Source organism: Epilithonimonas zeae (genome assembly GCF_023278365.1).
Lineage (GTDB): Bacteria > Bacteroidota > Bacteroidia > Flavobacteriales > Weeksellaceae > Epilithonimonas > Epilithonimonas zeae_A.
Window position 1 is genome coordinate 3,399,082 of sequence record NZ_CP075338.1, and the last position, 26,943, is coordinate 3,426,024.

At 34.8% G+C, this 26,943-nt stretch carries 23 protein-coding genes; 10 read left to right on the top strand and 13 right to left on the bottom strand.

From position 1 onward, the window contains the following. Window positions 1-4 precede the first annotated feature (4 nt). A complete protein-coding gene (locus KI430_RS15530) occupies window positions 5-1,633 on the bottom strand; it encodes an acyl-CoA carboxylase subunit beta (protein ID WP_248875828.1) in 1,629 nt (542 codons plus the stop codon). A gap of 291 nt (window positions 1,634-1,924) precedes the next feature. On the opposite strand from KI430_RS15530, the gene KI430_RS15535 reads away from it, so the two are divergent. Genes KI430_RS15535 through KI430_RS15550 form a run of 4 tightly spaced genes read left to right on the top strand, consistent with a single transcriptional unit; the run spans window position 1,925 to window position 7,671 of the window. Beyond that, window positions 1,925-2,824 (top strand): DMT family transporter, encoded by a 900-nt coding sequence (locus KI430_RS15535; RefSeq protein WP_248875829.1) that lies wholly within the window; start codon window positions 1,925-1,927, stop codon window positions 2,822-2,824. 10 nt (window positions 2,825-2,834) lie between these two features. Further along, window positions 2,835-3,917 carry a PorV/PorQ family protein gene (locus KI430_RS15540; RefSeq protein WP_248875830.1) on the top strand — a complete coding sequence of 361 codons (1,083 nt, stop codon included), beginning with the start codon at window positions 2,835-2,837 and terminating at the stop codon, window positions 3,915-3,917. Window positions 3,918-3,933: 16 nt separating this feature from the next. Continuing rightward, complete coding sequence (locus tag KI430_RS15545; RefSeq protein WP_248875831.1) at window positions 3,934-6,897, top strand: T9SS type A sorting domain-containing protein; 2,964 nt, start codon at window positions 3,934-3,936, stop codon at window positions 6,895-6,897. A gap of 12 nt (window positions 6,898-6,909) precedes the next feature. Beyond that, a complete protein-coding gene (locus KI430_RS15550; protein WP_248875832.1) occupies window positions 6,910-7,671 on the top strand; it encodes a hypothetical protein in 762 nt (253 codons plus the stop codon). Window positions 7,672-7,739: 68 nt separating this feature from the next. On the opposite strand, the gene KI430_RS15555 is transcribed toward KI430_RS15550, so the two are convergent. Both KI430_RS15555 and KI430_RS15560 read right to left on the bottom strand, forming a co-directional pair. Next, window positions 7,740-8,375, bottom strand: coding sequence for a peroxiredoxin (locus KI430_RS15555; protein ID WP_248875833.1), 636 nt, complete (start codon window positions 8,373-8,375; stop codon window positions 7,740-7,742). Window positions 8,376-8,511: 136 nt separating this feature from the next. Further along, a complete protein-coding gene (locus KI430_RS15560) occupies window positions 8,512-9,021 on the bottom strand; it encodes a hypothetical protein (RefSeq protein WP_248875834.1) in 510 nt (169 codons plus the stop codon). Window positions 9,022-9,147: 126 nt separating this feature from the next. Between KI430_RS15560 and KI430_RS15565 the strand changes: the two genes are divergently transcribed. The 5 genes from KI430_RS15565 (at window position 9,148) to KI430_RS15585 (ending at window position 14,989) form a co-directional block, all read left to right on the top strand. Beyond that, on the top strand, window positions 9,148-10,896 hold the full coding sequence (locus KI430_RS15565; protein ID WP_248875835.1) for a glycoside hydrolase family 3 protein: 1,749 nt from the start codon (window positions 9,148-9,150) through the stop codon (window positions 10,894-10,896). Between the two features lie 144 nt (window positions 10,897-11,040). Then, window positions 11,041-12,192, top strand: coding sequence for an N-acetyl-alpha-D-glucosaminyl L-malate synthase BshA (gene bshA / locus KI430_RS15570; RefSeq protein WP_248875836.1), 1,152 nt, complete (start codon window positions 11,041-11,043; stop codon window positions 12,190-12,192). Between the two features lie 206 nt (window positions 12,193-12,398). Further along, window positions 12,399-13,202 carry a hypothetical protein gene (locus tag KI430_RS15575; RefSeq protein WP_248875837.1) on the top strand — a complete coding sequence of 268 codons (804 nt, stop codon included), beginning with the start codon at window positions 12,399-12,401 and terminating at the stop codon, window positions 13,200-13,202. A 267-nt stretch (window positions 13,203-13,469) separates the two neighbouring features. Continuing rightward, window positions 13,470-14,738, top strand: a complete 1,269-nt coding sequence (locus tag KI430_RS15580; RefSeq protein WP_248875838.1) for a DUF2851 family protein — start codon at window positions 13,470-13,472, stop codon at window positions 14,736-14,738. 14 nt (window positions 14,739-14,752) lie between these two features. Further along, window positions 14,753-14,989, top strand: a complete 237-nt coding sequence (locus KI430_RS15585; protein WP_248875839.1) for a PspC family transcriptional regulator — start codon at window positions 14,753-14,755, stop codon at window positions 14,987-14,989. 169 nt (window positions 14,990-15,158) lie between these two features. On the opposite strand, the gene KI430_RS15590 is transcribed toward KI430_RS15585, so the two are convergent. The 10 genes from KI430_RS15590 to KI430_RS15635 form a co-directional block, all read right to left on the bottom strand. Continuing rightward, a complete protein-coding gene (locus KI430_RS15590; protein WP_248875840.1) occupies window positions 15,159-15,932 on the bottom strand; it encodes a succinate dehydrogenase/fumarate reductase iron-sulfur subunit in 774 nt (257 codons plus the stop codon). A 23-nt stretch (window positions 15,933-15,955) separates the two neighbouring features. Beyond that, entirely contained in the window at window positions 15,956-17,968 is a 2,013-nt protein-coding gene (locus KI430_RS15595; protein WP_248878352.1) for a fumarate reductase/succinate dehydrogenase flavoprotein subunit, read from the bottom strand. A gap of 10 nt (window positions 17,969-17,978) precedes the next feature. After that, window positions 17,979-18,638, bottom strand: a complete 660-nt coding sequence (locus KI430_RS15600; protein ID WP_248875841.1) for a succinate dehydrogenase cytochrome b subunit — start codon at window positions 18,636-18,638, stop codon at window positions 17,979-17,981. A 194-nt stretch (window positions 18,639-18,832) separates the two neighbouring features. Further along, window positions 18,833-20,296 (bottom strand): RNA polymerase factor sigma-54, encoded by a 1,464-nt coding sequence (gene rpoN / locus KI430_RS15605; RefSeq protein ID WP_248875842.1) that lies wholly within the window; start codon window positions 20,294-20,296, stop codon window positions 18,833-18,835. A 143-nt stretch (window positions 20,297-20,439) separates the two neighbouring features. Then, entirely contained in the window at window positions 20,440-22,521 is a 2,082-nt protein-coding gene (locus KI430_RS15610) for a M13 family metallopeptidase (RefSeq protein WP_248875843.1), read from the bottom strand. Window positions 22,522-22,644: 123 nt separating this feature from the next. After that, window positions 22,645-22,938 (bottom strand): type II toxin-antitoxin system RelE/ParE family toxin, encoded by a 294-nt coding sequence (locus KI430_RS15615; RefSeq protein ID WP_248875844.1) that lies wholly within the window; start codon window positions 22,936-22,938, stop codon window positions 22,645-22,647. Beyond that, a complete protein-coding gene (locus KI430_RS15620; protein WP_248875845.1) occupies window positions 22,926-23,150 on the bottom strand; it encodes a hypothetical protein in 225 nt (74 codons plus the stop codon). The genes KI430_RS15615 and KI430_RS15620 overlap by 13 nt, the downstream gene beginning before the upstream one ends. A gap of 81 nt (window positions 23,151-23,231) precedes the next feature. Continuing rightward, window positions 23,232-24,680, bottom strand: a complete 1,449-nt coding sequence (gene asnS, locus KI430_RS15625) for an asparagine--tRNA ligase (RefSeq protein WP_248875846.1) — start codon at window positions 24,678-24,680, stop codon at window positions 23,232-23,234. Window positions 24,681-24,789: 109 nt separating this feature from the next. Then, on the bottom strand, window positions 24,790-25,389 hold the full coding sequence (locus tag KI430_RS15630; protein ID WP_248875847.1) for a CDP-alcohol phosphatidyltransferase family protein: 600 nt from the start codon (window positions 25,387-25,389) through the stop codon (window positions 24,790-24,792). 19 nt (window positions 25,390-25,408) lie between these two features. Next, entirely contained in the window at window positions 25,409-25,885 is a 477-nt protein-coding gene (locus KI430_RS15635) for a hypothetical protein (protein ID WP_248875848.1), read from the bottom strand. Between the two features lie 104 nt (window positions 25,886-25,989). Here KI430_RS15635 and KI430_RS15640 point away from each other — a divergent pair, with 104 nt between their 5' ends. Then, window positions 25,990-26,925 carry an XRE family transcriptional regulator gene (locus KI430_RS15640; RefSeq protein WP_248875849.1) on the top strand — a complete coding sequence of 312 codons (936 nt, stop codon included), beginning with the start codon at window positions 25,990-25,992 and terminating at the stop codon, window positions 26,923-26,925. Window positions 26,926-26,943 lie beyond the last annotated feature (18 nt).

Genomic DNA, 26,943 nt, shown 5'->3' on the forward strand with positions numbered 1-26,943 from the left:
AATTTTATACTTGAATCACACCTAGATTAAATTTTTCTGTAATTGGAGAATGATTAGCCGCTTCTATTCCCATACTGATCCATTTTCTGGTATCGAGAGGGTTAATGATAGCATCTGTCCAAAGCCTTGCTGCGGCGTAAGTCGGCTGGATTTGTTTGTTGTAATCTTTCAGAATTTTGTCAAGAATTTCTTTTCGTTCTTCTTCCGAGATTTCCTTTCCTTGTTTTTTAAGTGAAGATTCCTGGATTTGTAATAAAACATTTCCTGCCTGCGAACCTCCCATCACGGCTAATTCTGCCCACGGCCAAGCAACAATCAATCTTGGGTCATAAGCTTTTCCGCACATCGCGTAATTTCCTGCGCCATAAGAATTTCCTGTAATCACAGTGAATTTCGGAACCACGGAATTTGACACTGCGTTTACCATTTTGGCACCGTCTTTTATAATACCGCCTTGTTCAGATTTGGAACCAACCATAAAGCCTGTAACATCCTGAAGAAAAACCAACGGAATTTTTCTTTGATTACAGTTAGCAATAAAACGCGTTGCTTTATCAGCAGAATCAGAATAGATCACACCACCAAACTGCATTTCGCCTTTTCCGCTTTTTACGAGTTTTCTTTGGTTGGCAACAATTCCCACACTCCAACCATCGATTCTGGCAGTTGCACAAATAATACTTTTTCCGTAATCTGGTTTATATTCTTCGTATTCGGAATTGTCAACAAGACATTTTATGATTTCAAAAGTGTCATATTGCTCAGATCTCACAGCTGGCATTATTCCAAAAATATTGTCCGGATTTTCTTTTGGAGGAAAACTTTCGGTTCTGTCAAAGCCTGCTTTTTCAAAATCTCCGATTGATTTCATTATATTTTTAATGCGATCCAAAGCATCCTTGTCATCCTTGGCTTTATAATCTACGACGCCAGAAATTGAGCTGTGCATTGTTGCACCGCCCAAAGCTTCATTGTCAATAGATTCGCCAATTGCTGCTTTTACAAGATAACTTCCTGCTAAGAAAATACTTCCGGTTTTGTCAACAATCATCGCTTCATCACTCATTATCGGGAGATAAGCCCCACCAGCAACACAGCTTCCCATAATCGCAGAAATCTGAATAATCCCTGCAGAACTCATTTTAGCATTATTTCTGAAAATTCTGCCAAACATCTCTTTATCTGGGAAAATCTCATCCTGCATTGGCAAATAAACACCCGCAGAATCTACCAAGTAAATAATTGGCAAACGGTTTTCCATTGCGATTTCCTGAGCTCTAAGATTTTTCTTTCCTGTAATTGGGAACCAAGCCCCAGCTTTTACAGTCGCATCATTGGCAACAACAATACACTGTTTACCGGCAATGTATCCGATTTTTACTACCACACCGCCTGCAGGGCATCCGCCTTCTTTCTCGTACATCTCATAACCTGCAAATGCACCGATTTCTATAGTGTCAGAATTTTTATCAAAAAGATATTCTAAACGTTCTCTAGCCGTCATTTTTCCTTGATCACGTTGTTTTTGAAGCGTTTTTTCGCCGCCTCCCAATTTGATTTTGGACAAAATTTTCTTGGTATCAGAAAGTTTCAGTTTGTTGATATCTTCTCTTTTATTGAATTCTAAATCCATAGGGTTTTCTTTGGGTCTAAAGATAAAATTTTTTGATTGATGGCAAAACGAAAGAGTCTATTAATTGTTATTACTTTAAATTTAATATTCCTTTTTGTAATATATCTCTGGATTTTCCGTTTTAGGGATAAATGAAATAAATTTTTAGTTAGTTTATGTTTATTTTAATAAGTTTTCTTATTAGAGATCCGTATGAATTTTTGTACGGATTTTTCGTTGAGACATCACAGATTATTGGCTTCAAAACAAGAAATTTATCCTAATTTTGCAAATTGAAAATCAATATTCCTAATGAAGAATTCTTATCTGCTGAGGTTGCATTTTATCGTGTTTTTATGGGGCTTCACAGCTATTTTAGGAAAATTGATTTCTACGGATGCGCCACTTTTGGTTTTTTACAGAATGTCATTCGCTGCTGTTTTTCTTTACTTATATCTACGTATTGTAAAAAAAGAAAGTATTAAAGTTACAAAAGGCTTATTGCTAAAACTGGTGGGAATAGGAAGTGTAATGGCTTTTCACTGGCTGTTCTTTTTTCAGTCGATCAAGGTTTCCAATGTATCAATCGCGCTTTCCTGCTTATCATTATCAACATTATTTGCGGCTTTGATTGAGCCTTTGGTTTTTAAAAGAAAACCAGATTGGGTCGAGGTTATTATAGGAATCATTATTGTGATTTGTATTTCTTTGATTTTCAACGCGGAACTGAAGTATAAAGAAGGCATATTTTACGGAATTCTGTGCGCACTTTTCGGAACTATTTTTTCTGTTTTCAACGGTAAAATTTTTGGAAAAACCAGTTCCGGAAATATTATTTTCTACGAGATTGCCGGTGGATGGTTGGTCATTAGTCTGTTTTTTATTTTCACAGGACAAATTTCTTCTGTCAGCGAAATAAGTTATACCGATATTGCGTTAATAGTATTGTTGGCATCTGTTTTTACTGCTTATCCAATGTTTGAAAGTGTAAGGCTTATGAAGTTTATTTCACCATTCACATTGATTTTAACGGTAAATCTTGAGCCTGTTTATGGGATTATTCTGGCTTTTTTTATCTTTGGAGCTTCAGAGCATATGAGTCCCATTTTTTATATTGCTTCTTTGGTGATGATTATAGCAATTGTTATCAATGGTATTATAAAATCAAAACGAAAAAAAGAAGATACAATTGCAGAACACAACCATCTGTAAACAGCTTTTGATGAAAAGAATTTTATTTTTTTTACTGATTATTTTTTCACAAATCTTTGATGCCCAAATCATCAGAAAATATTCTAATGAATTTTTGAATATTGGAGCTGGTGCGAGAGGACTAGCGATGGGTGGTGCTGTTATTTCTAATCAGGATGATGTTTATTCTCCGATGTGGAATCCGGCTGGTCTGATGAAAATTGACCGCGATTGGCAAGTCGCAGCAATGCACGCAGAATATTTTGAATCGATTGCTAAATATGATTATATCGCATATGCTAAACCATTAGATTATGGAAATGGCGTTTTTGCAATTTCACTGGTAAGGTTAGGGGTTGATAATATTCTAAATACAACGCAATTAATAGATTCCGAAGGTAATATTGATTATGATAAAATCAGCTCTTTCTCAACCTCAGATTACGCTGCGTTATTTTCTTACGCTTTTCATCCCAATGGAAATCAAAAATTAGATGTCGGAGCAACAGCAAAAGTCGTCTACAGGAATGTGGGGAAGTTTGCAAGTGGTTATGGTTTTGGATTTGATATTGGCGCCGTTTATCGTACAGACACCGATTGGAATTATGGATTTATGCTGAGAGATGCAACAACCACTGTCAATTTCTGGACAATCAATCAGAAAGAGTTGTCAGCAGTTGTGAATGGGGAAGAATTCAACCCAGCGCCAACAGATAAAATGGAAATCACAATGCCAAAATTGAATCTTGGAGTAAGCAAAACATTTGAGTTCAATCGAGATTTGAAGTTGTTACCAGAAGCCGGTGTTAATATCGATTTTGCAAAAACCGCAGCTTTAGTTTCGACAGATTTTGCAAGTATTACGCCTTATGTCGGCGGAGAATTGATTTTTCAGGATATGATTTTTGTAAGATTAGGTTTGAATCGATTCCAATCTATTACAGATATCGAAGATCTTAAAAGAAAAGTGTCCTTTCAGCCTAGTGCCGGTATTGGAATTAAATATAAAGGTTTAACATTAGATTACGCCATTACCAACTCAGGAATCGGTGGTTCCAATTTTTATTCTAATTTCTTTTCTTTGAAATTGGATATGCAAGGTTTCAGGAATTAATACAAATAAAAAAACTATGACAAAAGCTCTATTCTTTATTTCCTTATTTCTAATAACGTTTGGACAGGGACAAAGTATCACTGCAAAACTTAATGAAATTAACTTTCAAGGTTCCAGCACGCCTTATTACACTTTGAGATATAAAAATCAACTGATTTTCACTGCAGAAGATGGCGATACAGGGAGAGAACTTTGGAGTTACGATTTCGGAACAGGTAAGTCCAAGTTGGTAAAAGATATTTTTCCATTCAGTAATAGTGGGATTGATAATAATCCACACTTCAATATTTTAAACGATAAAGTATTCTTTTTAGCGAGATCCAACTTTTCTAATTATTGGCTGTTTTCAACTGATGGTACTGAAGCAGGAACTCAATATGTTTTTCCTTTTCCATCTGATTTATCTTTTTTCCAAGATGTAGTTTTAGCAGGAAATAAAATTTATTTCTTGATCAATTATCAATTGTGGGTCAGTGATGGAACTGATTCAGGGACCAAAAAACTTAAAACTTTCGGATCGTATACCAGCGGATCCGTTAATCTGAGGGTTTTTGGAAACAAAGTAGTAACAGCTATAGACGATGGAATCAATGGAAAACAAGTCTGGATTTCTGATGGAACTACAGATGGTACTTTTCTTCTGAAGAAGATTTCAAACACAGGCAGTGCCATTGGGAATGATTTTGATATTGTTGATTTTAACAACAAGTTTTATTTTTTCGCATATGATACGGAGTCAGCAGTTTGGGAATCTGACGGAACTACTGCTGGTACAAAAAAATTTACCAACAAAGTACGAGGTAATTTTATGCAAGGATTTTCGCTTGGAAATAGTTTTGTTTTTGGAGGAACCGATTCTGCGTTTGGAGCAGAGCCTTGGGTAAGTGATGGGACAGTTGATGGAACAAAATTAATAAAAGATGTAGTTTCGGGTGTTTGGGGAAGTATAGGCATCAATTCAAAGGTTGTTAGGTATCGAAATAAAGTTGCTTTTGATGTTATCAATAACTCCGGAGATTACCAGATTTGGGAAACAGATGGGACAACTGATGGAACCAGACAAATCCCAATTACCGATTCCGAATTAGACAGACCTTTGCTTTATAAATCCTCTTCCAATTATCAGGAATTGATTTTGACAAGAGCTAATAATGGAAGCAATTTCTGGCTTTACAATGATGAAAAGGGATTGTTTCGAATTCCCAATGCAACGCCAACTATTTATACAGATGAAGCAAGTAATTTTATCGACGGCGATGATTTTCTTTATTTGACGGCATCTACACCAGAAAATGGCGCAGAATTATTCAAAGTTAATAAACAAACGAGAGAAATATCGCTTCTTTCGGATGCCAATACCTCACAAAGTAGTGATCCGAAAGGTTTTATCCGTAATTCCAATGGTTTAATTGTTGTAGCTAATAATGGTCTGTATGGAAATCAATTTTTTAAGATTAATCCTGAAACTGGAGAAAAAAACATTCTTAACAATTTGAAACACGAGTGGAATGGTGAGATGGCTTCCCTTTCTAATTCAGAGTTGATAAAGTTAGGCAATGACATCTATCAGAAAGGTACATACAATGTTGGCATCAATAATAACAATTATTCACTTTTCGCCAAAACAGACGGAACATTTGAAAATACTATTTTTGTAAAGTATGCCGATAATATGTTGTATGATATTGGTAGAATATTCGAAAATCTCAATGATGAATATCTCATATTTTCTGCCAACGACAGTAGAATTGGTACAGAGCTTTTCAGAATCAAAAAAGGTGCGACTGAGATTGAGCTATTGAAAGATATTTCTACCGACGAAAATGGTGGATTGTATAATTTGGATTCTCAAACGGTTATAACAGGTGGTTATCTTTATTTTATAGCCAAGGATAACAACATTAGAACTATTTGGCGTACAGATGGAACGCCGGAAAACACCAAAAGTGTCATTAGCTTTTTAGATGAAAATAGTAACGATGGTGATCCAAAACTACTGGGCGCTTTGAATGGTAAAATTTTAATATCAAAAAGTAGTTTTTACAATGGGTCTTTCTACAACTCCAACTTATATATTTCTGATGGAACTCAATCTGGTACAACATTATTGAAAAATCATTCTACACCTTATTTCTACCCTGATGTTATTAATAATGTCGGTGCCGAATTCAAAAATAAGTTTTATTACACTACATCTACCGCACTTTATCAGACTGATGGAACACCGGAAAATACAAAAAATATTTATCAGGCGGGTAACAATAGTGATTATTTCCGAAACCATAACAAAATTTTGACCTGCGGAGAAAATCTTTTTATAGGCTCGGGAAGCCGTTATTCCAGCTATTATGATGGGACTTATGACAAAATCTATGCGCTTTGGAAAACTAATGACAACAATCAAACAGAATTAGTTCATAAAGTAGAAAATCAATCTGGAGAAGATAATTTCATCAAAGATTTGAAATGTATCAATAACTATGTATATTTCACCAAAACCAATGACAATAAACTTTGGAGAACCAATGGCAGGGCTACGGAAAATGTATCATTAACAATAAATGTTAGCAATGAAGATGCATTTAATACTGATAAAAATGAATTTTTAGGTGATCTATTTGTAGATGAGAACAAACTGCTTTTTACCGCTGTCACCAAAAAGTCTGGTCTAGAATATTACCAGATCACTTCAGAACTCCCTGTTTATTTGAATATTAAAGAAGCAGACAACTCGGTTCAGAACATTAAAATTCTTTTGTATCCAAATCCTGCTTCGGAGTTTATAAAAGTCAAGTATAATATTGATTATAACCCAGAGTCTTATAAAATCTATAATATGGCTGGAAACATTGTTTCATCTGGGAAATATACTCAGGAAAATCAGACCATCGATGTCTCTAAAATCAATAAAGGACTGTACGTCATTGAAATTAAATCAAAAGATGGAATTTTATATTCTCAAAAATTCATTAAAAATTAAATTTTCTAGGTAATGAAAAGAATCTCAATTTTATTCTCCATTTTCTTATTAATATCAGCAAAAGCTCAAATCGTATCGGATTACAAATATGTGGTAATTCCTGATGAGTTGGCTAATTTTAAGAACAGTAAGTCCTATGGTTTGGATAAGATCCTCAAAAATTCTTTGAAAGCGAAGAAATATCAGGTTCTTACAGATTCTAAATCCAATTGGCCTAATGACGCACTAATGAATCCTTGTAAAATTCTGACTGCAGAAATGTTAGACGATAAAAGTATGTTTAGAAACAAGGTGATTTTACAATTTAAAGATTGTAGTAACAAAGTAATTTTATCTGAAAAGGGAAGTAGTACAATAAAAGAGTTTGAGCCAGGTTATCAGGATGCATTGAGACAGACCTTGGTCAAAATTCCTGTTTCCAATCCTAAAGTTGATGTAGAACAAGTTGTTGAATCAAAGTCTTCTGAAGTTGCTAAAGTCTCTTCCGAATCAAACTCAAAAGAAACTTCCACGCAATTATCTACAGCTATGAGATACACCAATGGCAAAACAACATTACAAAAAATAAAGATTGACGATACTCAGTTTATTTTGGTTGATGGCAATAGTTCTGTTCCTTTTGCAACCTTCAAATCGACTGCAAAGAAAGATGTTTACAGAGTGAGATTAGGTTCTGGCGAATCTACAATTGGATATTATGAAAACGGAAATATCGTTATAGAAATGCCCAAAAGCAATGGAGAATTTACAAATGAAATCTTTACTGCGAATTAATTAATATTTAATCTTAAGAAAATCAAAAAGCTCAGGTCACTCTGAGCTTTTTCTATGAAAATCTAAAATTATTTATTCGGTTGTGGTGTGTAGCGCAAATAAGGTTTTACAACTTTTACACCTTTGGTAAATTTTTTCTCTGCGTCTTCCTGGGAAACTGCTGGCGGAATAATCACATCTTCGCCATCCTTCCAATCAACAGGTGTTGCAACACCATAACCATCTACCAATTGCAAAGAGTCTAAAACTCTAAGTATTTCCGTAAAATTTCTTCCAGTAGAAGCCGGGTAAGTAATGATTAATCTTACCTTTTTATTAGGATCAATAATCAGTAAAGATCTCACGGTTAAAGTGGCGCTTGCGTTCGGATGAATGAAATCATATAATTCTGAAACTTTCTTGTCCTGATCGGCAATGATGGGAAATTCTACTTCTGTATTTTGGGTTTCATTAATGTCAGATATCCAACCTTTATGATTTTCAATTCCGTCAACGCTTAATGCTAAAACTTTTGTATTTCTCTTATCAAATTCTGGTTTAAGTTGTGATGTTTTTCCCAGTTCTGTTGTACAAACGGGAGTGTAATCTGCAGGGTGAGAAAATAATATCCCCCAAGAATCTCCGAGGTATTCGTAAAAATTTAGATTTCCTAAACTGCTTTCTGCATCAAAATTCGGAGCGGTATCGCCAAGTTTTATAGACATTTTTTTATATTTTATGATTAATGGAAAACAAATTTAGCAATAAATATTTCAATTCATACTGATTTAGTATTATTTATTTTTAATCATAAAAAAACCACAAATTCTGTGGTTTTAAATTTATTTGTGAAATATTGGATTATAATGTTCCAACTTTGCTGTCATCGATTTTGTATTTTGCGATAACTTCTTCGTAAGACATTTTAGAAAGGTCACTAGTGTTAGTGTTTTTATTGCCAAAAACTGCAGGTACAAGGACTACTCTAAATTTCTGATTATTCAAATATTCTGGAGTTGTAGTAATATCATAAGTTCCTCCAGTACTAGCATAAATTAAAAAATCATTTTTTGTGAAATCAAAGTCATAATCTAGCACACCTTGTTGCAGATATAATGTTCTTGGAATTTGCTGCCAAACAATTGCTCCATTTTCAGATCCAGCTTGTCTGAAAATAATGACATAATCTTGATCTAATAAAGCACGGTTGAATTTCTGATAGTAATTCCAGCCATCAGTTGTATTAAAGGTGAAATTGACAGTAAGATCGTAAACAGCAGGATAATCCACATCAACTTGTACATAATCATCATCATCATCCTTACAGCTGAAGATGAATAAGCTAGCAACTAGCAATAATAAAAGGGGCAAAAACTTTTTCATAGGTATAAATATTTTACGTTAAATTTTAATTACAAATTACAGACCATAAAAATAGCTAATTTCCGCGGAATTAATATCTTTATGGAAACTTTCTGAATTTTAGATTTTCAAAATATGAAAAGGTTAAGTCTTCTTATAATAACTTTTATTTCGCCATTTTATTTCGCTCAGTATCAGCCTAAAAATATTTCCAATTCGGATATCAAAAAAGCCAACGATTGGGTAGATAAAACTTACAACTCGCTTTCGCAGGATGAAAAATTGGGACAGCTTTTTATTGTAGCACTCTATACCAACAAAGGTGAAGATTTTATTAATCAGATCAGGAACATTGTTGTCAATGATAAAATCGGTGGTTTAATTCTGATGCAGGATGACGCCGCAAGAGAAATTAATCTGGTTAATGAGTTTCAGTCCAAATCAAAAGTACCATTGATGATTGGTATGGATGCAGAATGGGGATTATTCCAAAGAATTGCAAAAGCGCACAAATTTCCCTGGGCGATTACACTAGGAGCAATACAGGACAAAAATCTGATTTATGAGATGTCTGCCAAGATTGCCGAAGATTGTAAGAGAATGGGCATCAATTGGGATTTTGCACCGGTGGTAGATGTCAACACCAATCCAAATAATCCGATTATTGGCAACCGTAGTTTCGGTTCCGATGTCAATAATGTGGTGAATTCTGCTTTGGCTTATTCCGATGGATTACAGGATAACAGAATTTTGGCAGCGATTAAACATTTCCCTGGTCACGGGGATACAGCAACGGATTCACATTTGGATTTACCATTGATTCCACACGATATGAAAAGATTGGAAGAAGTAGAACTTGCGTCTTTTAAGGCATTAATGAATAAAAGTGTTGGAGGTGTTATGGTTGCGCATCTCTATGTTCCGACTTTGGAAAATGAAAAAGGCATTCCGGCTTCGGTTTCTAAAAAAATTATAACCGGACTTCTAAAAGAAAAGCTTGGTTACAAAGGTCTAATTATTACGGATGCATTGAATATGGGTGCAGTTGCAAACAAGTTCAAGGCTGGAGAATTAGATGCATTAGCTTTCAAAGCAGGAAATGATATTATGTTATTTTCACAGGATGTTGCAACTGGAAAGAAACTGATTCAAAAAGCGATTGATAACGGCGAAATCCAGCAAAATAGAGTAGAAGAGAGCGTAAAGAAGATTCTTTTGACCAAGTATTATTTAGGTTTAAATCAATACAACAATATCAATCCTGAAAATGTCAACGAGGATTTGAATAATGCGTCGCATTCTGCTTTAGTTCAAAAAATGTACGCCAATGCTCTGACATTAATCAAAGATGATAAAAAACTATTGCCATTAGATTGTAAAGAAACTTACTATTACGTTCCGTTAGAAGAAGCACCTTATGAGACTTTCTTGAATCAAGTCAATACAGGAACCACTGTCATTATGAAAAAAGCTAATGAAATCAATACGATACCTGCTAATTCAAAAGTGATTGTTGGCTTTCATAAAGATAATTCTACAGCTTATAAACCTTACAAAATTTCTGATGCAAGCAAGAAAATTTTGTCAGATTTAACCAGGAATCAAAATGTGATTTTGGATGTTTTCGGAAGTCCTTACGCTTTGAAAGATATTGATATTTCTAAGGTTTCTACAGTTCTGGTTTCTTACGAAAATAATGAAGACTCTAAGAAAGCTACAGCTAACGGAATTCTTGGACAAACCAAAATCTCAGGAAGACTCCCTGTTTTGGTGAATGACACTTTGAAATTCGGAATAGGAATAGATGTCGAGGCTAAAATTCAAAATCAAACTGATAGAAAAAATAGTTCGGAAACAAAAAATTCTAAGACTCTAATTGAGTAAATTTATAACCGCAAAAATTAGAAGGTTTTTTCTCGCAGATCTAGCTAATTATGCAGATTTTTTAATCAGCTTTATTTGCTAAATCTGCGAGAAGTTTAAAACAAATCTTTTGTGACTTTTGTGGTTCAAAAAATATAATAAAAAATGAAAATAGGAATACTTTGCTATCCAACTTACGGCGGAAGCGGAATTGTGGCAACGGAATTGGGAATGTCTTTGGCCGACAAAGGTTATGAAGTTCATTTCATAAGTTCTGCATTGCCAGCACGTTTGGATGTTACCAATCCGAATATTTTTTTCCATAAAGTCAACGTTCAGACCTATCCGTTGTTCCAATATCAGCCTTATGATATAGCATTGTCGTCAATGATTTATCGCGTTGTGAATCTTTACAAATTGGATATTTTGCACGCCCATTATGCGATTCCTTACGCTTATGCAGCTTTTACGGCTAAGCAAATGTTGAAGGCTGAGCACAAAGATGTACCTTTAGTTACTACGCTTCACGGGACAGATATTACATTGGTTGGTCAACATCCAAGTTACAAACACGCTGTGGAATTTTCTATCAATCAGAGCGATACAATTACTTCGGTTTCAGAAAGTCTGAAAAAAGATACATTGCAGTTTTTCAATATTCAGAAGGAAATCCAAGTGATTACCAACTTTATTGATAATTCTGTTTTTGATGATTGCAAAACTTGTCAGAGAGAACAATTTGCGAGTGACGATGAGAAAATTCTGATTCACGTTTCCAATCTTCGTCCGGTTAAGAGAATTCAGGATGTTTTGGAGATTTTCAAAAACGTCAATAAAAAAGTCAAATCAAAATTAATCATCATTGGTGAAGGTCCGGAAATGGAGAAAATCTCTGAGTTTATGGAGAATAATCCGGAACTAATTGGCGAAATCAAATTACTCGGAAAAGTTAACGATTTGTATAGAATTCTTCAGTTGTCTGATGTTTTCCTTTTACCTTCTGAGCAGGAAAGTTTTGGTTTGGCAGCTTTGGAAGCAATGGCGGCGAGAACACCCGTTATCAGCAGTAATGCAGGCGGAATTCCGGAAGTTAATATTCAGGGAGAAACAGGTTTTTTGGCAGAGACAGGAAACGTAGAAGCAATGTCCAATTACTGCATCAAATTGCTAAGTGATGAGACTCTTCTTGAAGAAATGAAAAAGAATGCAAAAGCGCAGGCAGTTCATTTTGATTTGAAAAATATTCTTCCGATTTATATTGATATGTACGAGACTACAATTGCAAAATTCGAAGAGGCAAAATATAAAGAAGTCTAGAAATCTTATATAAATTGAAAGTCTTCGACTCCGCTCAGACTGACATTATTGAACGTTTAGAATTCGAGATGTCACACTGAGCGGAGTCGAAGTGTTTTTTTTAAAAATTCATAATTATTTGAAGACTAATGTTTTGTTAAAAATTATTTTATAAATTAGAGAAAAATATTTCTAATAATTTGTAGAATCATCAAAAGCACAACATTATGAGTATCAAAAAACATTTTCTTGCCCTATTTTTTTTATTCATTGGTTTTCTGGCATATTCCCAAACCGACACTGTTACAATGACCGACGGTAGAGAACTCCGTGGAAAAGTGGTCAAGTACAACCCGAATGACCTTCAGTTTGTACATCAGAACGAGACTCTGGAGTACACACTCAACAAAAAAGATATTTCCAAAATCACCTTTTCTTCAGGCCGTATCGAATATCTTAATGATATGAACGCCACAACAAAATCCAACCAGGCAGTTGGAGATTATCACAACAAAGTAGCGATTCTGCCCTTCGGTTACTTGAGAGACCAGGAAAAGAGCAACGAGACAATGACTAAGAAAATCCAGCAGGAAACTTACACGATTTTCAATTCCAAAAAACTGAATCTCAAATTCCAAGACCCGACAGAAACCAACGCGTTATTATACAAAGCAGGAATCAATGAGACCAACCTTCAGGGCTTCACAATGGGCGAAATTTGTCACATCCTGAACGTAGAATATGTCATCAGCGGTTTGGTTTCTATAGAAAAATCAGGCGTTTATACTTCAAATTATGGAAGTTCACAGACCAATGCATCGCAAAAAGACAACGGCGTGAAAGTCAATTCCACAGATTCGTCTTCCACCAGAACTTATCAGAATTACGAAACCAGCATTACGATGAACATCTTCTCCATCAATGGAGATAACCTTTTTACACAGAATCACAACTCGTTTTGGCCTTACGAAAATGCATATAAAACCACTCTGGATTATCTGGCCAAAAGAACACCCCTTTATAAAAGATAAATTCGAATCACTTTTAAGTTTTGGGCAGCTTAATCCGTCTTCCGTTCCCGCTATTTTTTGCCAAGCTTTTCCAAGGCAAAAAAATGAGCTCCACTCAAGCCGGCTGCGTGCAATTCTTTGATAGAATTACTTTTATTACTAATACGTCTAGTATAAGAGTTATTTAATTTTTCAAATCTAGATTTAAAATATTTCTGTAACTTAACCCTTTCAGAGTTTCAAACTCTGAAAGGGTTTTTTGTTTGAATAATTAAAAAACTAACACAAATGAACGAAGAAATATTACAATATCTTTGGAATTACAAAAAATTTCGGAGCTTCGACTTCATCTCAACAGATGGAAAAGTGATTGAAATTTTAGATTTCGGAAAGTGGAATAAGAATTCTGGTCCGGATTTTCTCTTTGCCAAAATTAAGGTTGACAACATCATTTTTGCAGGAAATATCGAGATTCATACCAAAGCTTCTGATTGGTTTTTTCACAATCATTCCGGCAATCCTGAGTTTGGGAACCTGATTCTTCATGCAGTTTATATTAATGATTGTGATATTCCGGAATTGGAACAGCAACAGATTCCAACTTTGGAGCTCAAAAATTATATTGATGAAGAATTGCTCCAAAAACATCAGAATCTGAAAGCAGAACATTCTTTCATCGCTTGCGAAGAATTGTTTGATGAGAACAAAATTCCGTTATTTTTTGAAGAAACTGTTTTACTCAAAAAGTTGGAAGCCAAATCTCAAATTTTTCAAGAATCACTAGACAAAAATCAACATAATTACGAAGCGGTTTTATTCCAAAATCTGGTTTACACTTTCGGATTGAAAGTGAATGCAGAAATTTTTCTCCAAATGGCAGAAAGTCTGGACTTTAATGTTATTCAAAAAATTAAACAGAATGATATTCATTTAGAAGCTTTGTTTTTCGGAACCTGTGGTTTTTTGGATGATCCAGCAGACGAAATAATGCAAGTCTGGAGACGTGAATTCGATTTCTTAAAAATGAAATTTAATTTGTCTGATATCAGAATTCATCCCAAATTTTCCAAACTTCGTCCACCTAATTTCCCAACCATAAGATTATCACAACTCGCCAATCTCTATCATTCTCAGCCGAATCTTTTCTCAAAACTGATTGAGGCAAAAACGATTGATGATTTGTACAAGATTTTCGAAAATGTCAAAGCTTCCGAATATTGGGATAATCGGTTTAATTTTGGGAAGATTTCGACAGCTGAAGGTAAGAAATATCTCAGTCAGGATTTTATTGATTTGATTATTATCAATACAATTTTGCCTTTGAAATATTTTTATCATAAAAACTATAATCCGGAAATAGTAGATGATATTTTTGATTTCTACAAACAAATGAAACCGGAGAAAAATTCGGTTTTGGATGAATGGAAACAATTAGGAATGAAATTCGAAAATGCGCTGCAGACACAGGCTTTTCTTTATCAATACAAACTATTCTGCAATCATAAAAAATGCTTAAATTGCAGTGTCGGTTTTCAGTTGCTGAAGACGAATGATTAATCCAATTAAAGAAAATGAAAGAACCTAAAGCTATCAACGGTTTACGTCACAAAATGGAAAGAGAATGGTTCGGTGTTTTGACGAGATACGGAACCAAACTTGGGATTCCTGTTTCCAAACTGCGCGTTTTCTTCATCTATTCTACATTTGCAACAGCGGGAATTTTCTTCTTATTTTATCTTGGAATGGGTTTTATGCTTTGGGTAAAAGACTGTATTGTGACCAAACGACCAAGTGTTTTTGATTTGTAATCACAGAAGAATTTCGGAGCTTCGCACCTCTTCTTTTGACAATTTTAATTCTATCAACATTTCGCAACTTCGTTGCTTCATAAAATAAAAAAATCCGATTGAAAACTCAATCGGATTAATATTTTTAAAGAAGTCTAATTTCTAGCTTCTAAAATCTAATTTTCTTTAATTAAGAATTGGCTGTAGAAAGGTTTGCTGACACATATTCTCTGTTCATTCTTGCAATATTTTCCAAAGAAATTCCTTTTGGACATTCAACTTCACAAGCTCCTGTATTAGAACAGTTTCCGAAGCCTTCTTCGTCCATTGCTTTTACCATATTCAGAACTCTTCTTTTCGCTTCTACACGACCTTGTGGTAACAATGCGAACTGAGATACTTTTGCACCTACAAATAACATTGCAGAACCATTTTTACAAGAAGCCACACAAGCACCGCAACCAATACACGCTGCAGCGTCCATTGCTTTATCTGCATCTTCTTTCGGAACCGGAATTGCGTTAGCATCCAAAGTGTTTCCAGAAGTGTTAACAGATACGAATCCACCTGCAGCCATCACTCTGTCAAAAGCACTTCTGTCAACCACCAAATCTTTGATTACCGGAAAAGCAGCACTTCTCCAAGGTTCGATGTGAATGGTTTCGCCATCTTTGAAATGACGCATATGTAACTGACAAGTCGTGATTCCTGTATCCGGGCCGTGCGCTCTACCATTGATGTAAAGTGAACACATTCCGCAGATTCCTTCACGGCAATCGTGGTCAAAAGCCACTGGGTCTTTTCCCTCGTTGATTAACTGCTCGTTCAGGATATCCAACATTTCTAAGAATGAAGAATCTGTAGAAACATCAGAAATTTTATAGGTATCGAATTGTCCCTTCGACTTATTATTTTTTTGTCTCCAAATTTTCAGCGTAAGATTTAAGCCTTTTTTTGCACTCATTTTTATATATTTTTGAATGGAGATTATTTGTAACTTCTTGCTTTAACTTCGATGTTTTCATACACCAAATCTTCCTTGTGAACCACAGACTGATTGATATCCATACCTTTATATTCCCAAGCGGCAACATATTTGTAATTCACGTCATCACGTTCTGCTTCTCCCTCCGGCGTAGAATGGTCTTCACGGAAATGACCTCCACAAGATTCATTTCTGTTCAATGCATCAATAGCCATCAATTGTCCTAACTCTAGGAAATCTGCCACTCTGAATGCTTTTTCCAATTCTGGATTCAGGTTGTCAGCATCGCCAGGAACTCTTACATTTTTCCAGAAATCATTTCTAACTTCTTCGATTTCTTTGATAGCTTCTCTCAAGCCTTCCGGTGTTCTTCCCATACCCACTTTGTTCCACATAATGTGTCCCAATTGTTTGTGGAAATGATCAACCGTGTGTGTTCCTTTATTATTTAAGAAGAAATCAATTTTATCTTTAATTTCTTTTTCAGCATTGTTGAATTCAGGAGTATCTGTAGGAATTTTTCCGGTTCTGATGTCTGCAGAAAGGTAATCAGCAATCGTGTAAGGAAGAACGAAATACCCGTCTGCCAAACCTTGCATCAAAGCAGATGCTCCCAATCTGTTTGCGCCGTGGTCTGAGAAATTAGCTTCTCCAATTACGAAACATCCAGGGATTGTAGATTGTAAGTTATAATCAACCCAAACACCACCCATTGTGTAGTGAACCGCGGGATAAATCTTCATTGGCGTCTTGTAAGGGTCATCTGCAGTAATCTTTTCATACATTACGAATAAGTTACCATATTTCTCCTCAATCCATTTTTTACCAAGATCGTAAATCTGCTGTTCCGTTGGGTTATGAATATGTTTTTCGATAGCAGCTTCTTTACCTTTTTTCATAATTTCTGTTGAGAAATCCAGGTAAACACCTTCTTTCGTATCATTATTTTCGATTCCGTATCCAGCATCACATCTTTCTTTTCCAGCTCTGGAAGCAACATCTCTAGGAACTAAGTTTCCAAAAGCAGGATATCTTCTCTCCAAATAGTAATCTCTGTCTTCTTCTTTGATATTTTCTGGTCTCAGTTTTCCTTCACGAATTGCTACTGAATCTTCGATTTTTTTAGGAACCCAGATTCTTCCTGAGTTTCTAAGAGATTCTGACATTAGAGTCAACTTAGATTGCTGAGTTCCGTGAACCGGAATACAAGTCGGGTGAATCTGAACATAACAAGGGTTTGCGAAATATGCTCCTTTTTTATGGATTTTCCAAGCTGCAGAAACGTTAGATCCCATTGCATTGGTAGAAAGGAAATATACGTTTCCATAACCTCCAGAAGCAATTACAACTGCGTGAGCGGAATGCTTCTCGATTTCTCCAGTTACAAGGTTTCTTGCGATAATTCCTCTTGCTTTTCCATCAACAATTACTAGATCAAGCATCTCGTGACGGTTGAACATCTGGATTCTACCTTTACCAATTTGACGGCTCATTGCAGAATATGCTCCTAATAATAACTGCTGACCAGTTTGTCCTTTTGCGTAGAATGTTCTTTTTACCTGAACTCCACCAAATGAACGGTTATCCAACTGCCCGCCGTATTCTCTACCAAAAGGAACGCCTTGCGCCACACATTGGTCGATAATATTAGCAGAAACTTCTGCTAATCTGTAAACGTTAGCTTCTCTTGCACGGTAATCTCCACCTTTGATTGTATCGTAGAATAATCTGTAAGTTGAGTCACCATCGCCTTGATAATTCTTAGCAGCATTAATACCACCTTGAGCTGCAATAGAGTGCGCTCTTCTTGGAGAATCCTGGTAGCAGAAAGCTTTTACGTTGTAACCTTGTTCGGCAAGAGTCGCAGCAGCAGAGCCACCAGCTAATCCTGTCCCAACAATGATAATATCTATTTTGTCTCGGTTGTTTGGAGCAACCAAGTTCATATGATCTTTATGATTTTTCCATTTATCCTTAAGTGGACCGTGAGGAATTTTTGAATCTAAACTCATAATTTACTTTTTATTATTGAGTAACGAAGTGATAAATTGCGATGATGATGAAACCTAGCGGAATGATAACAGAATACCAGTTTCCGAAAGCTTTGATAAAAGGTGTGTACTTTGGATGTCTTGCTCCAATAGATTGAAAAGAAGACTGGAATCCGTGTGCTAAGTGCAGACCTAGTAAAACAAATGCAATAACGTAAAGAGCAACTCTCCATACATCGTGGAACTTGTGGTGCAGCTCTTCCCAATATCTCAACTCATCAGGATTATTTCCTTGGATATACTTATAACTGATTTCCGGAACCCAAAAATCGTAAAAGTGCAAAGCCAAAAATGCTAAAATCACAGCACCGGAAATTAACATATTTCTCGACATCCATGTAGAATTTGCAGAACCTTGGTTCATTGCATATTTCACTGGTCTTGCATTGTTATTTCTGATTTCCAGAACGAATCCCATCACAAAGTGGAAAACAACTGCAAAAATCAAGATAGGCTGCATCAGATACTGAACCGCAGGATTGTATCCCATAAAATGAGAAGCAGCGTTGAAACTGTCTTCGCTAAAGATGGAAATCATATTGGTGGATAAGTGCATCACCAAAAAAATCAGCAAGAACATTGCTGAAAGTGCCATAGCATATTTTCTGCCTATAGAAGACGTAGTCCCTGCCATAATTCTATTGTTATTTTGAATTTTCACAAATTTAGAAAATAGTTGAATCACATAACATTGAGAAATGTCAGAAAAATACAGTTTGTAATCTTTCTAAATAACTTTACTGTAATGTTAACAATATTTCAACTTTAATAATTATTCTATCTTAAATATCAATAAAAAACCTCGAAAAATAATTCCGAGGTTCTGTTTTATAATTCTTTTCTCAATCTAGCGACTGGAATGTTCAATTGTTCACGGTATTTTGCAATCGTTCTTCTTGCGATATTGTAACCTTTTTCTTTCAGTATTCCTACAAGAGCATCGTCTGTATAAGGTTTTCTCTTGTTTTCTTTATCAATCGCTTCCTGAAGATGCATTTTGATTTCCTTGGTTGAAACTTCCTCGCCTTCATCATTGGTTAATGAATCAGAGAAAAGATTTTTCAAATACACAATTCCGTTTGGTGTATCAGCATATTTACTTTTTACAACTCTGGAAATTGTAGAAATATCGAATCCCGTAATATCTGCAACATCTTTTAGAATCATCGGTTTGATGTTTTTCTCATCGCCAGTTAAAAAATATTCTTTCTGAAGTTTTACAATCGCAGTAATGGTTTGCAATAAAGTATTTTGTCTTTGATTAATAGCATCAATGTACCATTTCGCAGCATCAAGTTTTTGCTTGATGAAAAGAGCGGCCTGCTTATGTTCTGTTGATTTTTTATCGTGAGAATAAGTTGAAAGAATCTCTTTGTACTCATCAGAAACTCGAAGTGTAGGAGCGTTTTTGTTATTCAAAGAAGGGATAACTTGATTGTCCTTAACTTGAATGACAAAATCAGGAATAATTTCTTGATTAATAGTAATCGTCTGCGTATCGAAGTTTCCACCAACTTTTGGAGACAATCTGGAGATCTCGTCCAAAGCTTCCTTCAGATCTTCTTCTTCAATGTCATATTTCTGAAGAATCTTGTTGTAATGCTTGTTTGCTAATGCGTCAAATTGATTTCTCAAAATGTTTCCTGCCAAAATCACTGCAGAATCAGAACTTACTTTTTTCTCAATCTGTAAAAGCAGACATTCTCTCAAATCTCTTGCACCAACACCAGGTGGATCGAGTTTTTGGACATAATTTTCAAGAACATCTGTCACTTTTTCAATGGTTGTGTAAATCCCTTGTGAGAATGCCAGATCATCAACAATAGATTTGATTTCTCTTCTCAGATAACCATCTGTATCAAGGTTTCCGATAATATATTCAGCGATTTTCAAATCCTCGTCATCGATGTTTGAAAGTCTGATTTGTTCTAAAAGATAATCGTAAAGCGATTGCCCTTCTGTTAATAAGGATTGATTATCAAACTCTTCATCATCGGCAGAGTAGTTGCTGCTCGCTGTTTTGTAGCTTGGTTCGTCATCGTAAAGATATTCATCAACATCAAAATCAGTTTCGATACTTTCATTACCTTCGGCTTCATACTCTTCGTCAGCTTTGGAATATTCTTCCTCAGAATTTTCATCAGCCACTTTTTCTAAAGCAGGATTTTCTTCCAACTCTCTTTCTAGTTCTTCTTCAAATTCCAATGTATGAAGCTGAATCAACTTCATCAACTGAATCTGTTGAGGGGCCAATTTTTGCCCAAGTCGCATTTGTAGATTTTGCTTTAGCATAATTTTTGATATTTGTCGATTAATGTCAACTTTACGAAGTTAGAAAAATATTTTTTAAAAACAACAAGTTTAGCACGATTTTTGATGAATGATATTTAACATAAAAAAACCTTCAGGATTTCTGAAGGTTTTTTCTTTGGTTTTTACCAGATTTTTATGCGTTTTTCTGGAGCAACATATAACTTGTCTCCAGGTTTTATATCGAATGCTTTTTGGAAGGCATCCATATTAACCAAAGGTCCAAAACTTCTGTAATAACCTGGCGAATGCGGGTCAGTTTTCACTTGATTGGTCATGTATTTGTCGGTAGATTTGGTTCTCCAAACCGTTGCCCAACTCATAAAGAACCTTTGATCTTGTGTCAATCCGCTGATTTCTCCGGGATTCCCATGGTCTTTCAGATACATTTGCAAAGCGGTGTAAGCGACATTAATTCCGCCTAAGTCTCCAATATTTTCTCCGCTCGTGAATTTTCCGTTGACAAAACTTCCAGCTACAGGCTCGTATTTATCATATTGTGCAGCCAATTGTCCAACTTTTTCGTCGAAGTTTTTTCTATCGCTCTCTGTCCACCAATTGTTAAGATTTCCATCTCCGTCAAATCTCGAACCGCTGTCATCAAATCCGTGAGAAATCTCGTGACCAATTACACCGCCAATTCCTCCAAAGTTAACTGCAGGGTCTGCATTGAAATTGAAAAACGGAGGTTGAAGAATTGCTGCCGGGAAAACAATCTCATTATTGGAAGAACTATAATAGGCATTCACTGTTTGCGGGGACATTCCCCATTCGGTTTTGTCTACCGGTTTTCCTACTTTGTCCAGATTTTTTGCATAATTCCATTCAGAGATTTTCTCAAGATTATTGTAATAAGTTCCATTATTGGAAGCTAGTTGCAGATTCAGTTTAGAATAATCTTTCCATTTGTCTGGATAAGCAATCTTTACTTTGAATTTGGATAATTTTTCCAATGCTTTTTCTCGAGTCACGGGCGACATCCATTCCAGATTTTCTATGTGAAGTTTGAAAGACTTTTTGATGTAATCTACATAAGTTTCCATCTTTTGTTTGGCTTCTGCAGGAAAATATTTTTCAACATACAATTTTCCAAAAGCTTCTCCCAAAACACTATTGATTACCCCAAGTCCACGTTTTTCCATAGAACGCTGCTCTTGTTGACCTTGCAAATATTTGGAATAAAAATCAAAACGGATGTTGTCCAGATTTTGGTCAAGGTTTCCTGCATTGTTATTCAAAAGGTCGTACTTCATATATTCTTTGATAAGTCCGATGTTTTTATCGGTCATCCAAGAATCCATATTTTGATAATATTTCAATTCGCCAATAATCACTTTATCTGTGTTTACGCCAACTGTTTTCAGATAGTCAGGAAGGTTAATGTTTTTTACTAATGGTTTTAATTCCTCGACAGTTTTAGGATTGTAACGCAAATTAGCATCACGGCCTTGTTCCAGAGTCAGAAGGTCTTGAGCTAGTTTTTTCTCGAAATCTACAATTTGCTGAGCAGTTGCGTCAGGAGTTTTATTTCCAAGAACTGTTTCCAGTTTGGCAACGTAACCTTTATATTCGGCTAATGTTTTGGTGTTGGCGTCGTTCACTTTTTGGTAGTAATCTTTACCTAAACCTAAACTTGGACCGCCAAGATAAACAGCATTCATTACGGAGTTTTTCATATCCGCACCAACTCGCCATCCATAAAAAGGATTGTCACCTGCGGGTGTCGCTTCGATAAGATATTTTTGTAAATCTTTTACATTTTTTATAGCATCAATTTTAGCTAATTGAGATTTGATAGGATTGATTCCTTCTGCATTTCTCTTATTCCAATCGATGAAAGTTCCATAAAGTGCCTGAATTTTTTCGCCTTCGGAATTAGAGCTGAATTTTTCTGAAAGAATTTTGTTCAAAATATCCAAAGACGCAACATCTACATCTTCTCTCAACGCATTGAAAGAACCCCAGCTTGGTTTATCTGATGGAATCACTGCTGTTTTCATCCAGCCACCATTAACATAATTGTAGAAATCATCTTGTGGTCTTACAGATTTGTCCATATAAGAAATATTAAGTCCTTCTTCTTTTATTTCCTTTGGCATTTCTATTTCTTTTTTCGGTTTTTCTACTTGGGTTTTTTGTGACGTAGAGCAAGATTCTAAATAAAATGTTGCTGCAATGGTCATCACATAAATGCTGATTCTTTTCATTGAGATTTATTTTAAGACTTTCAAATGTATGGAATTTAAATTTTTTTTGAATCTTAATTAAAAGAAAAATCCCACTCAATAGAATGGGATTTGAATATTTTTGAAAATCAAAACAAGTTTATATTATAATTCTAATTTGTCAGGATTTCTTCTATTATCATAAAAAGCTAAAATGTTAATAATTTTATTTTCTATGCTATAAAACATTGAGAAATTTCTTAAAATTAAGGTTCTTCTAACTTCATCTAAATCTGTTATAGTGCCGATTGATGGGTTTTCTTTTAACAATTTTTCTGCCTCTAATGTTTCTTTAAGAATTTTTGTTGAATACGTTTTAGATTGATTGTGCTCAATCCAAAATTCCAAAATATCAACTCGTTGCTTTGAAGCTTTTTTTGTCCATTCTATTTGAAACATTCTTTCGCTCTTTTTAGGGCTTCTTCGCTAGAGATTACATTTCCGCTTTTTACATCATCCAATCCTTCCTGAATTAACTTTTTTTCAAAATCAGTAAGTTTTAATATTTTTTCTTTTTTCGAAACCTCAAATTTTATATTCAACTCCTTCAAAAGAGTTTCAATTAATTTTAATTGATTTTCAGATTCATTATGTAAAGTAATTGTGCTCATTTTGAAAATTTAAGTAAAGTTAATAAAAAATTCCTTCAATTAAAACTGAAGGAATTTTACTTTTTATATTCAAGTTAATGATTAAAACTCTGCGTTTTTCGGTGTTCTTGGGAAAGGAATCACGTCTCTGATGTTCGTCATTCCGGTTACAAAAAGCACCAATCTTTCCAATCCTAATCCAAAGCCAGCGTGCGGCACAGAACCGAATCTTCTCGTATCCATATACCACCACAGTTCTTCTTCGTCAACGTGCATTTCTGCCATTTTCGTTTTCAGAACATCCAGTCTTGCTTCTCTTTCAGAACCGCCGATGATTTCTCCGATTCCTGGGAAAAGAACGTCCATTGCTGCAACGGTTTTGTTGTCATCATTCAGTTTCATGTAGAAAGCCTTGATTTCTTTTGGATAATCAAACAAAACAACTGGGCTTTCAAAATGTTTTTCAACTAAGAATCTCTCGTGCTCAGACTGCAAATCGGTTCCCCATTTCTCAACAGGGTATTGAAATTTTCCTTTTTTGTTTTCTTTAGAATTCAATAATATTTCAATTGCTTCTGTGTAAGAAACTCTCTTGAATCTTTTTGCAATCACATTTTCCAGCTTTTCGATAAGACCTTCTTTTGCTCTTTCTTTTTCTGGTTTTGATTTTTGCTCTTCTTCAAAACGTTTGTCAAGGAATTCCAAATCGTCTTTGCAATTGTCCAAAACATATTTAATGACGTATTTCAGGAAATCCTCAGCCAAGTCGATATTATCTTCCAAATTATTGAAAGCAACTTCAGGCTCAATCATCCAGAACTCGGCTAAGTGACGCGTTGTATTAGAATTTTCTGCACGGAAAGTTGGCCCGAAAGTATAAATTCTTCCCAATCCCATTGCTGCAGTTTCACCTTCAAGCTGTCCAGAAACTGTTAAGTTAGTTTTTTTTCCAAAAAAATCTTCAGAAAAATCGATTTCTCCGTCTTCTGTTTTTGGAATATTATTAAGGTCAAAGTTGGTAACACCGAACATTTCGCCAGCACCTTCTGCATCAGCTCCAGTAATTACAGGCGTGTTGATGTAGAAAAACTGATTTTGATTAAAGAAAGAGTGAACCGCAAAACTCACAGCGTGGCGTACTCTGAAAACGGCACCAAACAAGTTGGTTCTGAATCTCAAATGAGCCTGCTCACGCAATTTTTCCAAACTGTGTTTCTTCGGTTGAAGAATGGTTGCCTGTAATTCGTCAAAGAAATTATCTCCAAGAACCGTAATTTTCTTAGCGATGATTTCCACCGTTTGACCAGCACCTTGACTTTCCACAACTTCACCTACAACTTTCAAAGACGAAGCAGTATTGATTTTCTTGATAGTTTCTTCGTCGAAATTTTCAAAATCTACTACAATTTGCAAATTATTAATCGTAGAACCGTCATTCAATGCGATAAAGCGATTGGAACGAAACGCACGAACCCAACCCTGAACGGTAATGTCGTGATGTAATACTTTTTTGTAATCTGCCAAAAGGTCTTTAATAGTCTGTCTTTTCATTTTAGTAAAACTTTGTGAAGTTTCTGTTTTAAAATTAAGTGAGTGCAAATTTAGGAAAAATCACTTTAAGTCCTTAATTACATTTAGAGTTTCTATCTTTTATATCAAATCAATTCAATAAAACTGATTTTCTAATACTTTTTCCCTGACGGATTTTCCAGGCGTGATAAGAACTGGGAACATCGAATTTCCATTTCGGTAAAATCAGAACAATTAAAATAACATCGATATGAGAAATTAATCCAAGGATTAAGCATAAATAAAATGCCCAGTTTGCTGTACTGAAACTTATCAAAAAAGTAAAAGCAATTAGCAGACTCAATCCCCAAAGTTTGGAAAGCCAAGCGTGTGTACAAGTTTCTTTCCCGAATTTCCAAAAACTGATGATGTAACACAAAGCTTCCATCCCGAAAATGAATGAAATGCTTTTCCAATGGTATTTGATGATTTCGGAATTTAGCCAATAAGTTGAAAATCCGATTGTCAGCCAGAAGACCAAATCGGTTTGACTATCCAATCTTCTTAATTTCTCGGATGAAACGCCAGCTTTTCGCGCAATGATTCCATCGAAAATATCAGTTAATAATCCGAAATACATTAGAGCTAAAATCATATTCCTTGATTTTTCGCCAACAAAATATCCTAAATATAGAATGGCAATTGCTGAGAGAAATCTTAATAATATTAATAAATAGGGGATTGTTTTCATTTGATAGAGTTTTAAAATATTAAAAGAGATTAATTCCAAATGAAAATCGAAAACCTTCAGTTGGAAAATGTTTATATTGTTGATATTCGAAGTTATATCCCAATTCTGCTGTAAAAAAATAATAAAAATTAATACCTAATTTTGGAGAAACTGCGTTTGGAGTTATTCCTGCACCGAGATATAATCCTTTAATAACATCTTTATTTTTTTCAAATGATGCTATTTTATAGAAATAATCAAGCTCCGGAATAACGATGAATTTTCTACCTTCCAAATCCCACCAATTAAAATGACCTCTCAGACTTATCCAATGATTTAAATTTTCACCCATTGGGATTTTTGGACCAAAAGAAAAGAATGCCTTGTTGTCAATAGAAGTGCCCTCAATTCTTGCTGCTAAAATTATAATCAGTTTTTTCAGATCTTCCTCCTTTCCGATTTGTCCTTTAGAAAGACCAAAACAAAAAAATAGAACAGAGACAATAAAAGTTTTCATAACAATTAATTTAAAATTGATGAGTCAAAATTATTTCCGAACCTCAATTTTGTAAATGCGGAAATGAATTAATATTTTTTCTAAATTTGTGAAAATCGCAAAAAGTGTATCAGGAACTTTTACTGAAAGAAATCAGAAACAAAATTGGAAACCAATCCCTGAATGATGAGCTGGCGAATGTCCTCAACATCAGCTACGACGCAGCGCACAGAAGAACCTCGATGAAATCTAAATTTTCGTTGGAAGAAAGTTTACAGCTTGCAAAGTTTTACAACATTTCGTTGGATAGATTTCTAGAAAATACGGATAATCTTTTGGTTAAGAAGACGAAAGCAGTCAATAAAATTGAGGATTTACATTCGTTTTTTGATAATACTTTAGATATTTTGAATGCTATTCAGTTTTCGGAGAATTCTGTAATTTATTATTCTGCGAAGGATATTCCGTTTTTTTATACTGTTTCAGATACGTTATTGTCGAGATTCAAAATCTATGTTTGGATGAATCTTCTGAATTCTAAACAGGTTTTTATTCCGTTTCAGGATTTCCAGCCACAACAATTTAATTCAAAAACTAAAATTCTGAGAGAGATTTATGAAAAACAAAATGTGATAGAACTCTGGAATGATATGACAATTTCAAGTATTTTACTTCAGGTTTCTTTTTATTTTGAAATTGGACTTCTCAAAAAAGAAGATGCGATTGAGATTTTGGCAGAATTGGAAAAATTAATTAGATATATAGAAAACAAAACAGAGACTAATCCTCGTTTTCAGATTTATCAGAACGAGTTGGTTCATCTTTCCAATGATATTTTCATATCAAATGGTTCGCAGTCAACAATGGCGATTCCTTGTAATATGTTCGGGTATCTCTTGACAAACGATATAAAAACCTGTAATGAAACTTTGAATTATTTTGAACATCAAATTAAGAATTGCAAATCTCTGAACACGGCTGGAAATAGAGATAGGAAGCTGTTTTTCAATAGAATGCAAACTCAAATAGAAAATTTGAAAACGAAATTACAATTTCTTTAAATGCTATTAAAAAAAACA